The 19,711-nt window shown below is 44.1% G+C and carries 16 protein-coding genes and 1 pseudogene; 7 read left to right on the top strand and 10 right to left on the bottom strand.

The features are described from left to right. Positions 1 to 238: 238 nt before the first annotated feature. The 3 genes from cgtA to rplU form a co-directional block, all read right to left on the bottom strand. Positions 239 to 1,408 (bottom strand): Obg family GTPase CgtA, encoded by a 1,170-nt coding sequence (gene cgtA, locus C9I43_RS02020; RefSeq protein ID WP_107881798.1) that lies wholly within the window; start codon positions 1,406 to 1,408, stop codon positions 239 to 241. Between the two features lie 215 nt (positions 1,409 to 1,623). Continuing rightward, positions 1,624 to 1,878, bottom strand: a complete 255-nt coding sequence (rpmA, locus tag C9I43_RS02015) for a 50S ribosomal protein L27 (protein WP_006080527.1) — start codon at positions 1,876 to 1,878, stop codon at positions 1,624 to 1,626. 15 nt (positions 1,879 to 1,893) lie between these two features. Next, a complete protein-coding gene (gene rplU / locus C9I43_RS02010) occupies positions 1,894 to 2,205 on the bottom strand; it encodes a 50S ribosomal protein L21 (protein ID WP_076500982.1) in 312 nt (103 codons plus the stop codon). Positions 2,206 to 2,475: 270 nt separating this feature from the next. On the opposite strand from rplU, the gene ispB reads away from it, so the two are divergent. Continuing rightward, the gene (gene ispB / locus C9I43_RS02005; RefSeq protein ID WP_146157139.1) at positions 2,476 to 3,447 is read left to right on the top strand and encodes an octaprenyl diphosphate synthase; all 972 of its coding nucleotides are present in this window, start codon (positions 2,476 to 2,478) and stop codon (positions 3,445 to 3,447) included. 99 nt (positions 3,448 to 3,546) lie between these two features. Here ispB and ung read toward each other — a convergent pair whose 3' ends face one another. Continuing rightward, on the bottom strand, positions 3,547 to 4,212 hold the full coding sequence (gene ung / locus C9I43_RS02000; protein WP_107881794.1) for a uracil-DNA glycosylase: 666 nt from the start codon (positions 4,210 to 4,212) through the stop codon (positions 3,547 to 3,549). 183 nt (positions 4,213 to 4,395) lie between these two features. On the opposite strand from ung, the pseudogene C9I43_RS19155 reads away from it, so the two are divergent. Further along, positions 4,396 to 4,959, top strand: a pseudogene (locus tag C9I43_RS19155) (prepilin-type N-terminal cleavage/methylation domain-containing protein). Positions 4,960 to 5,032: 73 nt separating this feature from the next. Further along, positions 5,033 to 5,353, top strand: coding sequence for a DUF3144 domain-containing protein (locus C9I43_RS01990; RefSeq protein WP_076500988.1), 321 nt, complete (start codon positions 5,033 to 5,035; stop codon positions 5,351 to 5,353). A gap of 88 nt (positions 5,354 to 5,441) precedes the next feature. Here the strand turns inward: C9I43_RS01990 and C9I43_RS01985 are convergent, their stop codons facing one another. Together C9I43_RS01985 and C9I43_RS01980 are read right to left on the bottom strand one after the other, a co-directional pair. Then, entirely contained in the window at positions 5,442 to 6,056 is a 615-nt protein-coding gene (locus C9I43_RS01985) for a LysE family translocator (protein WP_107881792.1), read from the bottom strand. Positions 6,057 to 6,189: 133 nt separating this feature from the next. Continuing rightward, positions 6,190 to 7,731 carry a S10 family peptidase gene (locus C9I43_RS01980; RefSeq protein WP_107881791.1) on the bottom strand — a complete coding sequence of 514 codons (1,542 nt, stop codon included), beginning with the start codon at positions 7,729 to 7,731 and terminating at the stop codon, positions 6,190 to 6,192. A gap of 210 nt (positions 7,732 to 7,941) precedes the next feature. Here C9I43_RS01980 and C9I43_RS01975 point away from each other — a divergent pair, with 210 nt between their 5' ends. The 4 genes from C9I43_RS01975 to C9I43_RS01960 all read left to right on the top strand — a co-directional run bounded on the left by C9I43_RS01975 (position 7,942) and on the right by C9I43_RS01960 (position 13,870). Next, on the top strand, positions 7,942 to 8,481 hold the full coding sequence (locus C9I43_RS01975) for a thioredoxin family protein (protein WP_076500996.1): 540 nt from the start codon (positions 7,942 to 7,944) through the stop codon (positions 8,479 to 8,481). A gap of 242 nt (positions 8,482 to 8,723) precedes the next feature. Beyond that, positions 8,724 to 10,178 carry a sigma-54 interaction domain-containing protein gene (locus C9I43_RS01970; RefSeq protein ID WP_107881789.1) on the top strand — a complete coding sequence of 485 codons (1,455 nt, stop codon included), beginning with the start codon at positions 8,724 to 8,726 and terminating at the stop codon, positions 10,176 to 10,178. Positions 10,179 to 10,350: 172 nt separating this feature from the next. Further along, positions 10,351 to 11,823, top strand: coding sequence for a cytochrome c oxidase accessory protein CcoG (gene ccoG, locus C9I43_RS01965; protein WP_107881787.1), 1,473 nt, complete (start codon positions 10,351 to 10,353; stop codon positions 11,821 to 11,823). 445 nt (positions 11,824 to 12,268) lie between these two features. After that, positions 12,269 to 13,870 (top strand): AMP-binding protein, encoded by a 1,602-nt coding sequence (locus C9I43_RS01960; protein ID WP_107881785.1) that lies wholly within the window; start codon positions 12,269 to 12,271, stop codon positions 13,868 to 13,870. A 46-nt stretch (positions 13,871 to 13,916) separates the two neighbouring features. Here C9I43_RS01960 and C9I43_RS01955 read toward each other — a convergent pair whose 3' ends face one another. From C9I43_RS01955 to C9I43_RS01940, 4 genes are all read right to left on the bottom strand, one after another. Further along, positions 13,917 to 15,719, bottom strand: coding sequence for an ABC transporter transmembrane domain-containing protein (locus C9I43_RS01955; RefSeq protein WP_181317903.1), 1,803 nt, complete (start codon positions 15,717 to 15,719; stop codon positions 13,917 to 13,919). A 345-nt stretch (positions 15,720 to 16,064) separates the two neighbouring features. Beyond that, positions 16,065 to 16,622: a heme utilization protein HutZ gene (hutZ, locus tag C9I43_RS01950; RefSeq protein ID WP_076501003.1), complete on the bottom strand. Its 558-nt coding sequence runs from the start codon at positions 16,620 to 16,622 to the stop codon at positions 16,065 to 16,067. A 49-nt stretch (positions 16,623 to 16,671) separates the two neighbouring features. Next, positions 16,672 to 17,226 (bottom strand): heme utilization cystosolic carrier protein HutX, encoded by a 555-nt coding sequence (hutX, locus tag C9I43_RS01945; RefSeq protein WP_107881783.1) that lies wholly within the window; start codon positions 17,224 to 17,226, stop codon positions 16,672 to 16,674. Positions 17,227 to 17,357: 131 nt separating this feature from the next. Then, positions 17,358 to 19,463, bottom strand: coding sequence for a TonB-dependent hemoglobin/transferrin/lactoferrin family receptor (locus C9I43_RS01940; RefSeq protein ID WP_107881781.1), 2,106 nt, complete (start codon positions 19,461 to 19,463; stop codon positions 17,358 to 17,360). Between the last annotated feature and the right edge of the window lie 248 nt (positions 19,464 to 19,711).

The following is a 19,711-nucleotide window of genomic DNA, read 5'->3' as shown; positions in this document are numbered from 1 at the left end:
TAGGGTAGCGCAAAGTGGTGCATAAACGAGAGTATAAATAGGCTAACGCGGAGAACTGGAAAAGATAGAAAAATTTAAGCGAGTTACATTTAAAACCTGACCTAGACGCCAGCTGATTTTTAACGAAATCAGCACTTGCGCCGTAGGTCAGTAACCGTTGTGTAGCATGCACAACTTTGCGAGTCATATCACCTTGAGTATCAAGGTATACAGAACTCGCAAAATTCAAGTAATTACCTTATCTTTGGTAAATAACTTCTACATCGTAGTCATCATCATCAAAGTCGTCGTCATCATCTTCATCAACATAATCTTCATTCAATGAATCAATATTAGCTTGATGATAATTATCCCACTTGAACTCAACTTCGCTATCAGGATCAACCTTGTTGTCTTCTGGTGGTAAGCTGGCAATGTAATCAAGCAGTTTTAATGCTAACTCGCTGGTACCATGACGATTATAGGCAGAAACCGTATAAACATCGCCTTCCCAGTTCATTTCTTTAACGATACGGTCCACTTTTGCTTGCAGCTCTTCTTCAAGCAGTAGATCGGTTTTGTTAAAGACTAACCAACGTGGCTTACCCGCTAATTTCGGTGAATACTTTTCGAGTTCACCCACGATTGCGCGTGCAGATTCAACTGGATCGGTTCCGTCAATCGGCTCGATATCGATAATGTGCAGTAAAATACGGCAACGCTCAAGATGCTTTAAGAAGCGAATACCTAAACCCGCACCATCGGCAGCACCTTCAATTAGACCTGGGATATCGGCAATCACAAAGCTTTGACCTGGGCGAGGATTAACTACACCTAAGTTTGGCACAAGAGTGGTAAACGGATAGTCTGCTACTTTCGGCGTTGCACGGGAAACGGCACGAATAAATGTCGACTTACCAGCGTTAGGCATACCAAGTAAACCCACGTCAGCCAACAGTAACAACTCTAATTTAAGACTACGAACTTCACCTGGTGTTCCTAATGTCTTTTGACGCGGAGCACGGTTAGTACTGCTCTTAAAACGGGTGTTACCTAAACCATGGAAACCACCCTTGGCAACCAATAGTTTTTGGCCATGGGTCGTAAGATCCCCCAGCACTTCTTCAGTATCATGGTCAACAGCGCGCGTACCGACAGGAACTCTTAAGATCAAATCTTTACCGCTATGGCCGGTACAATCACGGCCACGACCATTTTCGCCACGTTCAGCCATGTGAAAACGTTCAAAACGGAACTCGATCAACGTGTTGAAGTTTTCGTCAGCCTGCAAAAAAACACTGCCGCCATCGCCACCATCACCACCATCAGGACCACCATCAGGTACATATTTTTCGCGCCTAAAGCTAACACAACCGCTACCGCCGTCGCCTGCTTCGACCCTAATTACTGCCTCATCGACAAACTTCATACTTACTCCTGGCACCACTGAATGAAGCAATTATACCGTCTAACTTCATTGGTCGCCAAAAAACTCGAGATACTTTGCCCCCAATCTTACCTGCCAATGAAGCTCCTTGATAATTTATTACCAAAAAACAGCCACTTACATGTGTAAATAGAAGCGTAAAAAACAGAAAGCCCCACCAATGGCGGGGCTTTCACAGTATAGGCTAGCTTCGAAAATTAAGCTTCGATGCTAATAAACTTACGGTTATTAGCGCCTTTAACTTCGAATTTAACTTTACCGTCAGTCAGAGCAAACAAAGTATGGTCACGACCAATACCTACGTTTACACCAGCGTGGAATTTAGTGCCACGTTGACGAACGATAATGTTACCAGCTAGAACTGATTCGCCGCCAAAGCGTTTTACACCTAGACGTTTACTTTCTGAATCGCGGCCGTTACGAGTAGAACCGCCAGCTTTTTTATGTGCCATGAGTTAGACTCCTATTTATGCGTTGATAGCAGTAATTTTAACTTCAGTGAACCACTGACGGTGGCCCATCTTCTTGTCGTGATGCTTACGACGACGGAACTTGATGATAGTAACTTTATCACCACGACCGTGGCTTACAACTTCAGCAATGACTTTACCGCCAGCAACTAAAGGAGCACCAACATGAACTGTTTCGCCATCAGCGATCAAAAGAACTTGATCAAACTCGATAGTAGAACCAGTTTCAACTTCTAACTTTTCTAAACGAACAGTGTGACCTGGGGCTACACGGTGTTGTTTACCACCACTTTGAAAAACAGCGTACATAGCTATTTTACTCCAATTCCTAACACGCGGGCTCATACTTTGATGAGGCAGGGTGCTATAAAAACTTTATTGACAATGGGCGCGGAGTTTACGCGAAGAACCCAACTCTGGCAACCCCTAATTAGGAAAGAATAAAAAAAGACCGGATTAACTCTCACATTAGTTGAGCTAGTGCTGTCATATGTCAAAATTTTAGGTAAAATTCATTTCATTATAACACGCGAGCCTAAACAGGGGCCGATACGCATGACCCCACAACCAGAGTCTATTATGGATTTAAACGCTATTCGTCAACTGGCTGACACTGATATGCAAGCAGTCAATCAGCTGATATATAAACAGCTTGAATCAGATGTCGCCCTAATTAATCAATTAGGTTTTTACATTATTAATGGTGGTGGTAAACGTCTTCGTCCTCTGCTATCGGTATTAGCCGCCCGTGCGGTGAATTATGAAGGCGAAGCGCATCTTAAGCTTGCGGCGATTATTGAGTTTATCCATACAGCCTCATTGTTACACGATGATGTGGTTGATGAATCTACGCTACGCCGTGGGCGCGAAACCGCCAACGCACTGTTCGGCAATAGCGCCAGCGTACTGGTCGGTGACTTCCTCTATACGCGCTCGTTTCAAATGATGACAGAGCTCGACAGCATGGAAGTGCTTAGAGTGCTCGCCGATACTACTAACGTGCTGGCAGAAGGTGAAGTATTGCAATTAATGAATTGTAACGATCCTAATACCACTGAAGAAAGCTATATGCGGGTCATCTATTGTAAAACAGCCAAACTATTTGAAGCTGCAACTTTACTCGCTGCGGTCTTAGCAAATGCAACGCCTGAGCAAGAAACGGCGCTAGGTAACTATGGTAAGTATCTTGGTACGGCCTTTCAGCTCACGGACGATTTACTCGACTATACCGCTGACAGTGACGATTTAGGTAAAAACATAGGTGATGACCTTGCTGAAGGTAAACCGACTCTGCCGCTAATCTATGCGATTGCCCATGGTACAGAAGAAGAGAAACTGCTCATACGTCAAGCAATAGAGCAAGGTGATGGTACACAGGCTATAGATAAAATAGTCGCAGCATTACACCATTGCGGCGCCTTAAACTATACCCAGCAAAAAGCGATAGAAGAGTCAGAAAAAGCTATTGCCGCACTGTCTATTTTGCCCGATAGCGACTACAAGCAAGCTTTAATCACACTAGCTAAAATATCCGTCGACCGTAATCATTGATTATTTGCTAATTTGTATTTACCGCCCAATAAAAAGGTCTTACTAGGTAAGACCTTTTTATTGTCTGAGTTCTGGTCTAATCAGCCTTTAATCTTAACATTAAACCTGCCAGAGGATGGGCGCTTCGCCCCGTTCAATTAGTAGTTGATTCACTTTGGAAAAATGTCCGCAACCAAAAAAACCACGGTAAGCCGATAAAGGAGACGGGTGTGGACCTGTAAGTACATGATGTTGCGGTGCGGTGATCACTTGGCCTTTCTTTATCGCATGGCTGCCCCAAAGTATGAAAATAATCGGCTGTGTCTGGCGATTTAATAAGCCTAACGCAGCGGCCGTAAAGATTTCCCAGCCTGCTTTGGCATGGGAATGCGCCTTACCTTGCTCAACTGTCAGCACAGTATTAAGCATCAACACCCCCTGCTCTGCCCATGCAGACAAGTCGCCATGAGACGGTGTTGAAAAGCCAGTAATATCCGCTGTCAATTCTTTGTACATATTGGCTAAAGAAGGCGGCGGTTTAATACCACGCTTAACTGAAAAACATAAGCCATGGGCTTGATTAGGGCCGTGATAGGGGTCTTGTCCAATCAAAACAACTCTGACGTTTTCGAGAGGAGTAATATTAAGGGCATTAAAAACATCGGCCTTTGGTGGATAAATCACTTTCCCCGCCCTGCGTTCATTGTCTACAAAAGCACTGAGCTGCTGAAAATAAGGCAATGCCTTTTGCTCATTGATAAATGCTTGCCATGTCGCCAGAGTCACTATTCTACTTCCTCAATTCCATTATTGAGCTAGCTTAAAAGCCCTGCCATTCAATGGCAAGTTTGAAAAGGTATCTATGGTTAAGTGATACAGGGCGCTTCATCATATTTTATGTTTAGTCCCATTTAAAACATATTACTTTCAGTGCTATAGTGCGTCCATTCTCGCACTGTCTAATACGCTATGATGATCCAACATTCTGATAAATCGATTCAAACACAGCAAACAGGCTTTACCCTGATTGAGCTTGTAGTGGTGGTCATCGTACTGGGCATTCTAGCCGTCGTTGCCTTACCGAAATTTATCAATGTGCAACAGGATGCCCAAATCGCCACTGTTAAAGCAGCTGGCGGCGGCTTTAAGTCAGCCATTAATCTAGCACGTGCCGTTTGGGCGGTTAAGGTTGGCTCAGGCCCAAAAGAAGATTTACCCGTATTTGGTACGGCGCAATCTGAACAAATTGATTTTAATGCCTTTGGCTGGCCTGCACAGCACTATATCTATGGCAATGAAGCCTCACCATCCCTTGATAATGTTTAAGATTGTGTCTCAGTATGGGAAGTATTATTTCAAAACACTCAACCTAGTGTCTCTCGCTTAGATATAGATGCGACTGAAACCGACTACAAAACCCGCTATACCAACCCGGGCAAGTGCACTTATTTCTATCGAGTTAACAATAAGCTGTCAATTAGCTATGACTCACAGACAGGAACCGTCATTACTGACACAGATCCCAATAGTTAATGCCTAACGATTCCTTATTACGCGAATTAAGTTAGAATCGAGTTTTATTTCGCTATTTTCTAAAGTGAACGCCATGACAGACACGAGCAATACCACCATTTACGAACTTGCCGATCAGTTTATTGCCTTAGCCAACCAGCTAAGTCAGCAAGAAACCGATGTAGGTAAAGTAGGCACTGCACTCCGTTTTGCTGCCGCACGTTTTAACGCCTTTGAAGCCGCGATTAAATCAGCGGATCTCGGCGCAGAGAAAGAAAGCGCATTAGAATGGTTTAGCAGTGAATTTAAAGAAATGCTGAGTGATAACTTAGATGATCACATCGCAAATCCACCAATCACCCAAGAAGCAGCGGCAGAAGAAGCTGATAATTCGGTGCAAATGTTTAAAGGCTAAGCACGCCCTTCATGCATAGCGATAACATAAAAACGCCATCGATTGATGGCGTTTTTGTTTGTTGAAACAAAAAATCGGCGATAAATAACTAAAGCGTATACACCACGCGGATAGCCAACAGTATCAATACCACGCCGGATAATTTATCAATTAAGCCGGCTTTCTCTCTCAACTTAGGCAACACACTCGAGTGAGATAACAATAACGCAATCAGGGTGTACCAGAGACCATCGACCACTAAAGGCGTAAAGATGATTAATGCCTTTGCCGTTATGCTATCGGCCACCATAACGAACTGGCTAAAAAGCGCGAGAAAAAACAACATTATCTTAGGATTAAATAAAGAAATCGCGATACCGTCACGGGCGGCGGTTAAAGTATCCGTTGCTTCACCTGCGGCTAATTTAGCTTGCATGCCACCTTTTGAGCACAGCGCTTGAACTCCCATCCAAGCCAGATATAACGCTCCAATAATTGCAATACCGTTAAAGACTAAAGGCGCTTTTTTTAACACTACGGCTAAACCGAGCAAGGTCACCAACGCATAAATCCCAATGCCAATCGAATGTGCCCACGCGCAAACAATCCCTTTACCTCGCCCACCGTCTAATGTGTGGCGCACCACCATCGCTAAACTGGGGCCCGGCGACATCGCGCCCAAACAACAAATAGCCAATAACCCTAACCAGGTACTCAAACTCATTAAAACATCCTACGCCGAATAAAAAGGCCCCTATGATGTATATAAACTCTGGGGCCGTAAACTTGCTGACGATTCTAACATCACGCCATAAGGGCGTTAATGCGAATAAATCAGTTTTAACATACAACAACGACTATTTAGGATGATAAAAAGCACGAATATCCTGTACCAGTTGCCCTAACGATGTGGGTTCGACATACATCATGTGCCCCGCTTTATAGTAATGCATGCTAACGCGGCTCATATCTATGCCGTTATCGGCAAAGGTGTTTTCGGTGGCAAAAAATGGCGTAGCAAAGTCAAAGTAACCGTTACCGACAAAAATCCGCAGATCTTTGTTCTCGCGCTGCGCTTGACCAAGGTAAGGCGCGACGTTGACATAGTGCATCTGTTTACCACTGATATTCCAATTCCAGCTACGGTTCACATCAACGGAGAGTACGTTGAAAGGACGCGATAAAGTGACCCCCAAATCGTCATATAGGTATTGATGCATGGCAGCCGTATAAGCGCCATCAACCCCATAACCTGATGGATCATCGTCGGTTGAATCGCCGCCACTGTCGTAGTCTTTACCTGTATAGCGGCTATCTAAGCGTCCAATAGTTAAATCTTGATCTCTTAGCAACTCCTTCGTGTATCGACTGGCACTGACGCGCAAATTAACCCGATCTAAATAATGCTCTGTTAAACCAGTAAAACGCGCCAAGCTTTTACGTACCGTTTGATATACCTCGGGGGTTAAACGACTGCCTTGTAGTAATGCGAGAGCATAATCCTTAATCGCAAATTGGCGCGCCTCATCAATAAATGTTTCTAATCCCAAGGCTTTATCTGCATCACTGACTTTATTGTGATAAAAAGCCGTTGCCGCCATTGTCGGTAAAAAACCAATATAAGGTTGGTTATTACCTGGTTGATAACGCGCATGACTAAAATCAAGAATGGATGAAATCAGCATAATCCCGTTAATAGAAATATCAGTCCAACCACCTTGTAATTCATTGACTAGCGCGGCCGCACGGGTAGTACCGTAACTTTCACCGGCCAGATATTTAGGTGAGTTCCAACGCTTATGTTCAATCAACCAACGGCGCATAAATTCAGCAATTGACTGAGCATCTTCCTTTACGCCCCAAAAATCAGCTCCTTTTTTATCCCCCAAAGCACGGCTAAAGCCGGTGCCAACTGGATCGATAAATACTAAGTCGGATTCATCAAGCATAGAGTAATCATTTGATTCAATATGATAAGGCGCAGCACCATCGTCTTTAGCATCGGGTACCACTACACGTTTAGGACCAAACAAGCCCATATGCAACCAAAGCGACGCCGAACCTGGCCCACCATTAAACACAAAGGTCACCGGACGCTGACGACTATCTTTAACGTCATCACGCTGATAGGTAATTGAAAAAATACTCGCCAGCGGCTCACCCTTATCATCTTTTAAAATAGTTTCGCCGCTTATCGCTTGATAACTTATTTTCTGCCCTTGAATCGTCATTTTATGATCTGTTTTAACCACTTCAGGGACTGTACTTTCAGCTTTAACGTCAGCCTTGTTCACCGACTCTGCATGGCCAATCATCGAAAATAATAGCAACAGAGGCAGCACTAATAGTGGCCACAGTGATACAGCGGACTCTCGTCTACGCCAACTTAAACTTATCATCTTGTTCCCTTATAAGTCGTTATATTTATAATCTGCTTAAGCTTACAAATACTTAACAAAAGGCGCAAAACACAATTGCAACTAAATGCGTCAATACTGAGGGTTAAACTTGCCGACTAAAAAGCCATAAATTAACGCTAATTTAAGCCGTTAGCCGCTAAGATAAGTGCAACCTAAGCCTCTATCGGCAGATATCAAGCAGGAAGTTTTATGAGCACCATCACTCTTATCAGTATTTTCATTCTTTGTTTATTAATAGGCGCCATCTTGCTGCTACTTTGGCAAAGACAAAAAGGCAAAACCATACCGCTAGCTGTGATATTTGTGCTGGGATTTTTCGCTGTGGGACTAGGCTCGATTATTGGATTTGTACATAAGGGTGAGGATTACCAAGCCTACCAAAAACTACAGTGGCGCACCTTAGCACCAGAGCAAATTGCGCCTTTAGTTGCCAAAGGTTATACCGTCTTTGTTGATATCACCTCTGATTGGTGCATGATTTGCAAAACCAATCAAGCCGAAGTCACCCATAGAGAAAAAGTTGTCAATGCTTTGATGGCCGACAATATTATTCTTATGCAAGGCAACTGGAGTGAAGCCAACAAAACAATTGAAAGCTATATGCGAAATGAAGGCGTGCCAGGAACGCCCTACAATAAAATCTACGGTCCAAGCCACCCCAATGGCATTCTTTTGCCATCAAAACTCAGTATTAGCGACGTACTCAATGGCCTAACAGCTGCTCGTTAAGCTCATCAGTTATACATAAAAAGGCTGCCTGACAGCCTTTTTAGTAACAGCCGTTAAAATGTAACCAAACAATTTATTCGATCCAAAAATATTAGCTATCAGTCTGCCTATGGCCACAAAAAGCATATTAAAACCAAGTTTTGCAAACACATTTAAAGCCGCCCATTAATCCGCGATATATCGCGTGATTATAATTAAAGGTACACTCAAGCTATCTGCTAGCGAATCGAGCAAACCAGCCTATGTCTCAGCTTTCATCTACTGCAGCACTCATAAACAACCATTTTTTACCCGAGAACCAATTATTGCTTAATGCTGTTGGCGAAGGAATTTATGGCTTTGATTTAAGTGGTAATGCCGTTTTTATTAACCCTGCGGCAGAACGCATGACAGGGTGGAAGAATGAAGAGTTACTCGGGAAAAATATCCATGATTGTCATCATCATAGCCACGCAGACGGGAGCCACTACCCACAAGAAGATTGCCCTATTTATAACACTTTAAAAGATGGCATTACGCGTGAGATAACCCATGACGTATTTTGGCGTAAAGATGGTAGCAGTTTTCCGGTTCATTACAGCTCTACGCCCGTTTACCGCGCCAATGAACTGGTTGGCGTAGTCGCGATATTTCGTGACATTAGCATTCAAAAACAAACTGAGCTGTCATTACGCCAAGCATTAGCCCAAGTACAAGCCCTCTCAGAACGACTCGCTTCAGAGAACCATTACCTACAAACCGCACTCGCAGATAAAACTGGCGATGTGGATATATCAGGAAATAGCGGCGAGATCCGCCATATGATCCAGCAATTGCATCTAGTCGCCAATACCGATAGCACAGTGTTGATTTGTGGTGAAAATGGCACAGGTAAAGAGTTAGTCGCCCGTAATTTACATCAATTAAGCCATCGTAAAGACAAGCCAATGATCAGTGTTAACTGCGCAGCGTTCTCAGCCTCTTTATTAGAAAGTGAGCTCTTTGGCCATGAGAAAGGAGCATTTACCGGCGCAATAAGTCGCCGAAAAGGTCGCTTTGAACTCGCCCATCAAGGCACCTTGTTTCTCGATGAAGTGGCGGAACTGAGCTTAGAAGCGCAATCAAAATTATTGCGCGTTATTCAAGAGCAATCCTTCGAGCGCCTTGGCAGCAGTGAAACTATTCAAGTGGATATCCGTTTAGTCGCTGCCAGTCATCACGATTTACTCAAGCGAGTTGAGCTGGGATTATTTCGAATGGATTTGTATTACCGCCTAAATGTATTCCCTATTCAAGTGCCGCCACTGCGAGCAAGAATCGACGATATTCCAGAGCTGGTCAGCCATATTCTGCACAGTTTAAATCGAAAGCTTGGTAAAAAAATTCGCGGAGTGAGCCAGAAGGGACTGCAAAAGCTTATGGCATACACTTGGCCCGGTAATGTGCGTGAGCTGCAAAATATTCTTGAACGCGAAGCGATTTTATCCCAAAGCGATATTTTACACATTCACGCTATGCCTAATAGCCACCCACTCACTCAGGCTCACGGGCAAACTTTAGCTGAAGCAGAAGCCCTACATATAGAACAAACCCTTAAACGTTTACATTGGCGTATATCGGGTCCATTAGGTGCAGCCAATGTACTCGGCGTGCCAGCAAGTACGTTAAGATCACGAATGAAAAAACTGGGGATTAAGCGTCAATCTACTGAGATATAAGCGCAGCATACATACCAAAAGGCACGATATATCGCTAATGTGTGATATATCGTGACTAGCACTTGGGTTAGATCTAAAAATAACAATACATATCAAACAGTTAAACCAACTCAAACTTGGCCTAGCGCTTGCTATAGGGAGGCAGATCTTATTTAAGCCGTTAGGACCCTTTATGCCAAAGTGCGAAGTTACCCCAAATTCTCCAAATGTGAATAAGTGTGTGGGCGCTAAGCCGCCCGCTGTAGAACTGCACATCCCGATTAAAAATCTCTCTAGCCGCAACTTGCAGACAACAAATACGCCATCTGGCAACATACATTTTCGAGAGCAGAAAGGCTATTTTCAACGCCTGCGTACCATGATGAATAGCTTGCTGATCGTGCTATTTTTCGCTCTGCCATTTATCTCTATCGATGGCCGCCAAGCGATACTGTTAGATGTCAGCCAACAACAGTTTTTCTTTTTTGGTATCACACTGTGGCCACAGGATTTTACGCTACTGGCGTGGATTTTTATCGCCGCCGCTTTTAGCCTCTTTTTTATCACTGTATTTTGGGGCCGTGTTTGGTGTGGTTACCTCTGCCCGCAAACAGCATGGACTTTTATGTACGTGTGGATCGAAACGCGCATTGAAGGCAGCAGTAACAAACGTAAGCAACTCGACAAAGCGCCGTGGTCTGCCAGTAAAATAGCGAAAAGAACAACAAAACACCTTCTTTGGGGGCTCACAGCTCTGCTTACTGGCTGTGCCTTTATTAGTTATTTTATTCCTGCCCGTGAACTCTATGTGGATATATTTACAAGTAACGCCAGCTTTTGGGTGACTTGCTGGGTATGGTTTTTCGCCGTTTGTACCTATCTCAATGCGGGCTGGATGCGCGAGCAAATGTGCATACATTGCTGCCCTTATTCTCGCTTTCAAGCAGTCATGTTCGACGCGAACACCAAAACAGTGACCTACGATGCCCAGCGCGGTGAATCGCGTGGCCCTCGTAAACGTAAGCAACAAACAAGCCTAAATGAGCCTACTTTAGGTGACTGTGTTGACTGTAATTTATGTGTTGAAGTATGCCCAACAGGCATAGATATTCGCAACGGTTTACAATATGAATGCATCAACTGCGGCGCCTGTGTTGATGCTTGCAATGAAACAATGCTCAAATTCGATTATAAACAAAATCTTATCGGTTATATGAGTGAAAATGACATAAAAGGAGTGCGTTACACTTATTGGCGCTCACCGCGTTTCTTAGGTTATGGGATTGCGGTCATCATCATGTTAATTGTCATCGGCTTAGATTTACATGGCCGTAGCGAAATCCAGCTAAATGTTATTCGCGATCGACAAAGTCTGTACCGCGAAACGGCAGATAATAAGATTGAAAATACCTATCAGCTTAAGATCCGCAATAAAACCCAAGAGACTAAACAATATCAACTCGCCGTTGATAGTGAAATGCCCTTTAGCCTTATTGCCAATCCAATTATTACCCTAGCCGCTGGTGAACAACTCGACTACCCAGTCACTGTGTTAGCCGATAGAGATAACCTCGCCTCGGGGCGTAAAATAATTCAATTCTCAGTGACTGATATTAAACAACCCGATCAGCAAGTCAGTCAAAAAACAGGATTTTTTAGCCCTTAAAACTTAACCTTTAATGAACAGTATTAACCGTTAAATCAGCACTGAAGGAACCAACTTAAGTGCTGATTTATGCCATCCATTTAACATCACTACAGATAAACTCACCACGCCATCGATAGTCAAACCATGATATTGATTATCCACGCTATCTTTTGATACCACTGCAATAAAAAACTAACTAAAACCCAACTTATTGTCATACAAAAATGCACTCAAGCCAATATTAAAGCACAGCCAAAACACAATCAAAAAGTTCAAACTTAAGCTACAGTTAAGCCCTAGGCTTTAGAGTAAAAATACTTTTTTTACATAAAGATAGCGTTATTGGCATCACGATTGTTTCGCGATAAGCATTGACCTTAAGTACAGACAACCTCTAATCTAAACACCTGTTTAACCCCAAAATAATAACAACTAATAAACATCATCTTTAAGGTAGTTCAGCATGGCATACGATCAAGATTCCCAACTTAAACTAAACTACAGCTCACTTGTCGATTTGATCGAGAAAACCAGTCTGCGTTACGGCGATAAGCCCGCCTATGTTTGCCTTGGTAAAACCAGCAGTTTTAATGAGATAGAGCGCGATTCTCGCTACTTTGCCGCCTACTTACAAAATGAAACGGCACTCAAACCCGGCGATCGCATTGCGATTCAATTACCTAACATTACCCAGTTTGTCATTGCAGCCTACGGTGCAATCAGGGCGGGGTTGATTCTGGTTAACACCAATCCCCTATATACCGAACGCGAGTTAATTCATCAGTTTAATGATTCTGGCGCTAAGGCGTTGGTAGTGCTGTCTGACTTATTACCAACCTTAGCCAAAGTTATCGACAGCACCCAAATAGAACTGGTCATTTCCACCCATCCATTAGATTTAATTGCCCCGCAGGTACAGCCAAAAACAAGGCTTAAAAATATCGAGTTTTGCCAAATACTTAAACAAGGTGCTGAACTTAGTTTTACGCGTATAGCCCCTACATTGGCGACTCTCAGTGCATTGCAATACACCGGTGGCACCACTGGATTATCTAAGGGTGCCATGTTGACCCACGGTAATATGCTTGCCAATGCCGCGCAGGTAAAATCCCGCATTGGCAGCGTCATCACCGAAGGAGAAGATATCTTCGTTGCACCACTACCGATTTATCATATTTACGCGTTTATGGTGAACTTAGTCTTGTATTTCGAATGTGGTGGTTGCTCGGTACTTATCCCAAACCCTCGGGATATTAGTGGCTTAATTAAGACGTTAGCTAAATATCCTTTTACGGGTTTTGCGGGACTTAACACTTTGTTTGTCGCCCTATGCCATCAACCCGAATTTACCGCGCTGAATTTTAGCCATTTGAAAATCACTATATCAGGCGGCACTGCGCTCACTGCAGCTGCAGCAAATATTTGGCAAAAGACCACAGGTAACATGATTAGCGAAGGGTATGGATTATCTGAGACCTCACCAGTTGTTTCACTTAATGCGCCTGGTTATCAAAAGCTTGGCACTATTGGTAAACCTGTAATTGGCACTGAGGTTAAACTGTTAGATGAAAATAACCTTGAAGTCCCCCTCGGCATCGCCGGAGAATTAACCGTGCGCGGTCCACAGGTGATGCAAGGTTATTGGAATAATCCACAAGAAACGACGAATGCTATGACAGCAGATGGCTTCTTCAAAACCGGTGACATCGCTATTGCCACCGAAGAAGGGTTTCATCAGATTATTGATCGCAAAAAAGACATGATCATTGTCTCTGGTTTTAACGTTTACCCTAACGAAGTAGAAAACGTATTAGCCAGCCACCCCAATGTGATCGAATGCGCGGTCGTCGGGATAAAAGACGAGCATTCGGGGGAAGCGGTCAAAGCCTTTATCGTACTCAAAGATAATGGTGTTGACCAAGAGCAACAGAAAAGTGACATCCTACTCTATTGCCGCAAACAATTAACCGCCTATAAGCTACCTAAAGTGATTGAATTTAAGAGTCAATTACCTAAAAGCACCGTCGGTAAAATTTTGCGCCGCGAGCTTAAAGACCACGTATGAGCCTTAGCTATTCCCAGTGAATGAAACATGTCACTGGGTTTTACCCTTAGGCAAAACTGGCATTAGCCTCTTCGGTTAACAATTGCAAACTGGCAAACTCACGATATAAATCATTCGATTGCATAAGTTCTTGGTGACGACCACAGGCAATTATTTCCCCTTTATCAAATACAAAAATTCTGTCTGCATTAATAACCGTTGATAGGCGGTGGGCGATAATCAAGGTGGTTTTACCCGCCATTAAAATATCTAACGCTTGCTTCACTTTTTGTTCACTCACCGCATCTAAAGCGCTGGTTGCCTCGTCGAGCAATAATATCGGTCTATCCGCTAAAATCGCCCGTGCAATTGCGATACGTTGTTTTTGTCCGCCAGAAAGCCGTACACCACGTTCACCTAAATAGGTTTGATAACCGTCACTAAATTCACTAATGAACTCGTGGGCACGTGCCGCAATACAAGCATCAATCACTTCTTGCTCACTTGCATCGACTCGTCCATAACGCACATTTTCAAGCACACTGGTGGCAAAAATTACCGAATCCTGCGGCACTAAGGCAAATTGGGCGCGTAAATCTTGGGGCGTTAGATCGGCAATATCAATTCCATCTAATCGAATACGCCCGTTAGACGGCACATAAAAACGCTGTAACAGCTGGAATAATGTACTTTTACCCGCACCACTAGGGCCAACTAACGCAACCCGCTCGCCCGCAGCAATGATCATATTGAGCTGTTTTAAGACCGAGGTATCGTGTTCTGGGTAGGAAAAACTGAGGCATTCTATCGCGAGCTCACCACGAATATTTATCGGTAATGTCACAGGATTTGCGGCGACAGGGATATCGACTTGCGTTTCAGCCAGCTCAATTAACCGTTCGGCGGCGCCCGAGGCTCGCTGAATATCGCCGATAACCTCACTGATGGTGGCTACTGCGCCTGCGACCATAACTGCATAAAACATAAACGCAGACAATTCGCCGCCTGTCATCTTGCCAACCATCACATCTTGCGCCCCCACCCAAGTCACCAGCACGATGGCTGCAATACTTAAAAACATGACTGATGAAATCAACAAAGCGCGATATCGGATCCGCCCACTGGCTGCCGTCATGACATCTTCGACGCGGGAGTTAAATAAGCTGCGGTCTTTATCCTCATGGCCATAGGCTTGTACTGTATGGATCTCGTGCAGCGTTTCATCCACATAAGCACCAAGATCAGCAACTCTATCTTGGCTTTCACGCGCCAGTACGCGCACTTTACGACCGAAAAATAATACAGGCCCTAATACTAAAGGCACTGCTAATAACACCAACAATGTCATCTTTACACTGGTAATCCCCATCATGACCAAACCACCAAGCACAGTGACACTAGAGCGCAAGGCCATAGAAAGGCTTGACCCCACTACGGTTTGTAGCAAGGTTGAGTCAGCGGTAAAACGAGAGATCACTTCACCCGTTCGCACCTTGGCATAAAATGCAGGCGATAGTTTAAGTAATTGGTTATAAACAGTAAGGCGGATATCAGCACTGACGCGCTCACCTAGCCAAGTCATCAAATAAAAACGGCAAAACACAGCAGCACCACTCAGCGCGGTGATCCCCAGCACGAGTAATATGATCTCATTAAGCCTTTGCGCGTTATCACGCACAAAGCCTTCATCGACCATCAGCCGCACACCTTGACCAAGGGACAACCAAGCAAGTGAACCTATTATGAGAAAAATAATCGAGGCGACGACTTTCATTTTGTAAGGCTTGAGAAACCCCGCAATCCAAGGTAGCACTGACCTTTGTCTGTTAAAGATGTCAGCTTTACTCTTTGCCGTTACATTTGACGTAATGCTAGCAGTGACGTTATCTGTATTATTATTTGTAACATTAGCCGCTTGATGAGCGCATTCCTGCGAGCTGTTCAATGGATCGGCAACAGATTGAATCGGTTCAGGCGGCTGAGATGTTGGCTCGTTCACTCTTGATATCCTTAAGGTAGAATTGCAGGTCAAGCATTACATCGGCATGAATAAAAGTGCCTGCTGCGCGATATTATATAAGGCGTATAAAAGAGATGCTGGCAGTGAATGCTAAATTCAAGCGCTTACAGAATATTATAACTAAATAATAAAAGCCAAACCCGCATCAAGTGCGGGTTTGGTTAGATATACTCATTAAAGTAGTGACATTGAACGTTAAGCCGATTGTGTGTTTTCAGTCAGCTGGGCAGAACCATGGTGCCCATCGCGCTTCCAACCCACATCTAATAACTCTACACCACTAAGAACAAAAGCTTGGCCAAAGCCTTTTACATATAATCCCTGATGGGGCGCGAGTTTGTATAAGTTAAAATCGGTTAATGCGGCAAGATTCTCAGACATTTCACCAAACCGCGCTGACAACACGCCAACCCCTTTGCTAAAGGCTGGACTACCACGGGGAACCACTTCGGCAATCGCATCAAAGGTTAAACGTTTGCGGGCAAAAACTGATTTAGCCACAGTTTCATCTTCAACTAACATGACCGAGACTTTAGCCGAGTGCTTAAGGTTATGCCCATGACGAGCTAAATCACTGACCAAGATGTAAAAACCATCATCGGCCAGCGCAAAAGGTGCGTAGCTCGCATTTGGCTGTCCATCAATACCAAGCGTGGCCAGCTGCAAGCTTTTATGTTGTTGTTTAAAAGCTTCTATTTCAGGTAACAGCTTGTCTCTTAAACGCTTTTCTTGTTCGGTTATTTCAGGCTTCATGAGTTATGTTCCTTAAATATAATAATTTAATTCAGCGGCTTGATTGTGATTATGTAAAAGCCGTTGCCAGCGCTTTAAATTGGCGAACTTGCTCAGGAAATAACGCCCTTTGTTTATCCCGGCCTAAATACACCTTAAATACCACTTCGCCAGCACTGCCAAAAAAGTTAATCGAGTGGCTTTCACTGCCTCGAAATGGTCGACTAATTAATGCGATGGCACGCATAGCATCGACCTTAAGGTGCCCGTGTAAACCGTCGCCCTTGCTGTAAAGGTTGTAATAACCGTGGGCATATTTACCCTGCGGAAAGTCACCTTTAAATTCAAACACACTGCCTGAAAGCATCACAATCGTAGTTAATTTGCCCCACTTGGGTAAGGCTTGTAATAATTCATCTAACTGAGCTAGAGGTACAAATACCACTTGTTCCGGCGGCAATGCAGCAACCACATCAAGCTCGGCAATACCGAGTTCACTGGCGAGTTGCGCCGGCATTACATCGGCTTGTTGCTCAAATCGTTGACGTAATTGCGCCTGTTGCTCAATTTGCTGAGCGGTTAAGTCTGACGCAACATCAAGCTCGGTATCGAGTGTCATCCTCATTAATGTTCTCCAAATAGAGTGGCTACTAAGTGGTCGCAGATAAAAGACTTGCGCACCGATATAAATGTATTGGCCGCGTTGATGGGTTTTAACGCCATCAACACGAAGATCAAGCCTCTTCAATGCGCGACTTAGAACATATAGCGCGCCGATAACTTCATGTTACGGCCCGGTTGTTGTAATGTTTGCCACGCTTGTAAGTACTGTTCATCACCGATATTTTCAATGGCGAAATCGACTCTAACGCCAGCCATAGCGCCCATAGTGGGCTCCCATGCGACATACACATCCCATAGAGTATAATCATCGTATTTTGCTACATTAAAACCATCAGGCGTATTCGATTGACTCGCTACATAAGTGACCCGCGTGCCGAGTTTCATGTCGCCATCCATAATGCCTTGGGATAAATCGACATTGAATTTATTGGCGGGCATCCCCTCAATATCATCACCGCTTTTGCGATCTTCACCGTGTGTTTGACCATAATTCATCGCCAAATGAGTTTGACCAATACGATAACGTCCGCTAATTTCAAAACCAGTTAAGCGCGCATCTTCAACATTACTCCACGAGGTCGTTTGCTCGAACCCAGGAATGCCGCGCCAAGGGTTAGATACCTGCTGCACGATAAAATCATCCACATCGTTACGGAAGATATTAAAGGTCAACGCCAGCTCATCATCGCCCGCTAACTCACTGAAACGTAAGTCTGCTTTGATTTCTTTATTACGCGCAGTTTCAGACTTTAAATCAGGATTAGTCGCAAACGTATTACACAAACCTTGGGGTAAAAATCCAGGAATAGGCGGAATGCAATAGTGGGTACCACTAGAAAACATCTCTTCTACCGTAGGCGCGCGAAAGGCTTGATCGTAACGGGCACTTAAGGTTAACCAAGATTGAGTTTGCCAAATTAAACCCAGCGAAGGTGATAACTCATTGTCATCGGATGAGAGATTAAGGTTATTACTGTCATTTTTATAGCGATCATAACGCAGACCGGCATCGAGATTTAATGTCTCAGTCAGCTCAATATCTGCGCGCGTAAAAGCACCCAACACTGTGGTTTCACCATCAATATCCCCCGGACGTTGGCCCACTTGCCCAGAATCATCACGCTGCGTTTCTATGGTATCGCGATAGCCGTCAACACCATAAGTCAGTAAAGTGCTGCCCAAGCGCGAACTGTTATTGAGGTTAATGCCCACAGTGCGATACTCAGTGCTGTCTTGCTGGCCTTTAGTAATGCGGTCTTCATCATAGTCAGTACTGTTCCAATACACTTGCATCTTAGTATCCAGATACGGATTATTAGCAGGGTTAAAACTGTAATTTACGGTGATATTTTGATCGTCTGTCTTGCGGCGTACCAAAGGCACTGAGCTACTCACGGCAGCAGCAGGATTACTTGGCACTAATTCGTTGGTTTTATTCACTCTTGCTGATAATTCCAACCGTGACGCTTCATCGGCCTGCCAACCCAATTTGGCCAAACCACTACTGCCGTTAGATGCACTGTTATTTAGGGTTTCGTCATTGCCAGTTTTTATATTATTTGAGTCGGTGTAAGAGCCGTTCAATAACCAATCGATGCTGTCTTGTTGACCATAAATAGCACCACTGGTTTTAGTGCGCGAGCCATTGGTTTCATAACCTTGTTTGAAATACCCACCAAAAGTCTCATTGGCTGCTAAAAAATCCTGTGCCGATTTAGTGTTCTGCGCGACAACGCCACCCAAAGCTCCGCTGCCCCACAAGCTACTAGCTGGACCACGTAATACTTCTATAGATTTCAATAACTCTGGATCCATAAAATAAGATCCTCGGTGGCCAGAGCTAGTGTTTTGCCTTGCACCGTCTATCGTTTGTAATACTCGATCGCCACTTAAACCACGGATCTCAACCCCTTGTGATGATGCTCTTGGGCCATTAGTCAGCGTGATGTTCGCTTCGTTTTTAAGGGCATCGGCAACGGACGATGCTTGAGCAACGGCGAGTTGTTCTTCACCCACCACAGCAACACTGCGACTGGTTTCGGACGCTTTTTCGCTGACTCTTGTTGCGCTCACTAATACTTCATCAAATTCGGTTGTGATTAGCTTTTTTTGCACATCCTGTTGAATAATAGGCGCTTTGTTTTCTTCAGCCGCAACAGTAAAACTGAGCGCCGTTAAACCAAGGGCCGTACCATTGAGTGCTATCGCCATGGCGATCACTAACGGCTTTTTCTTCATCTCTTCATCCTCAAGTGATAATCAGCGGTTACTGCGTAATTTAATGCTGAGTTTACAGATTGTTATCAAACAAACTCATGGCCAATTAAGTGGCGTAAATTAGCAGCTTAGCTGTTTTTTTAAGCGCTCAGTCGAGCTATTGCAGGCACTCTACCTGAGATAATAAAATAGATCAAATGCTAATCATTATCATTTGCGATCTTGTTTATATTGCGGTATCTTAATTAGCGAAATGTTTTTATGGATAA

Source organism: Shewanella morhuae (assembly GCF_003028295.1).
Lineage (GTDB): Bacteria > Pseudomonadota > Gammaproteobacteria > Enterobacterales > Shewanellaceae > Shewanella > Shewanella morhuae.
This window is presented reverse-complemented; position numbering and strand designations above follow the sequence as displayed.

Excerpts from the sequence above, each read along its gene's own strand:
- rpmA (WP_006080527.1), bottom strand. The coding sequence starts at position 1,878 with ATGGCACATAAAAAAGCTGGCGGTTCTACTCGTAACGGCCGCGATTCA.
- hutX (WP_107881783.1), bottom strand. The coding sequence starts at position 17,226 with ATGAGGATGACACTCGATACCGAGCTTGATGTTGCGTCAGACTTAACC.
- C9I43_RS01970 (WP_107881789.1), top strand. The coding sequence starts at position 8,724 with ATGTCTCAGCTTTCATCTACTGCAGCACTCATAAACAACCATTTTTTA.
- ispB (WP_146157139.1), top strand. The coding sequence starts at position 2,476 with ATGGATTTAAACGCTATTCGTCAACTGGCTGACACTGATATGCAAGCA.
- C9I43_RS01960 (WP_107881785.1), top strand. The coding sequence starts at position 12,269 with ATGGCATACGATCAAGATTCCCAACTTAAACTAAACTACAGCTCACTT.
- hutZ (WP_076501003.1), bottom strand. The coding sequence starts at position 16,622 with ATGAAGCCTGAAATAACCGAACAAGAAAAGCGTTTAAGAGACAAGCTG.
- C9I43_RS01975 (WP_076500996.1), top strand. The coding sequence starts at position 7,942 with ATGAGCACCATCACTCTTATCAGTATTTTCATTCTTTGTTTATTAATA.
- ccoG (WP_107881787.1), top strand. The coding sequence starts at position 10,351 with ATGCCAAAGTGCGAAGTTACCCCAAATTCTCCAAATGTGAATAAGTGT.
- rplU (WP_076500982.1), bottom strand. The coding sequence starts at position 2,205 with ATGTACGCTGTTTTTCAAAGTGGTGGTAAACAACACCGTGTAGCCCCA.
- C9I43_RS01980 (WP_107881791.1), bottom strand. The coding sequence starts at position 7,731 with ATGATAAGTTTAAGTTGGCGTAGACGAGAGTCCGCTGTATCACTGTGG.
- cgtA (WP_107881798.1), bottom strand. The coding sequence starts at position 1,408 with ATGAAGTTTGTCGATGAGGCAGTAATTAGGGTCGAAGCAGGCGACGGC.
- C9I43_RS01990 (WP_076500988.1), top strand. The coding sequence starts at position 5,033 with ATGACAGACACGAGCAATACCACCATTTACGAACTTGCCGATCAGTTT.
- C9I43_RS01985 (WP_107881792.1), bottom strand. The coding sequence starts at position 6,056 with ATGAGTTTGAGTACCTGGTTAGGGTTATTGGCTATTTGTTGTTTGGGC.
- C9I43_RS01940 (WP_107881781.1), bottom strand. The coding sequence starts at position 19,463 with ATGAAGAAAAAGCCGTTAGTGATCGCCATGGCGATAGCACTCAATGGT.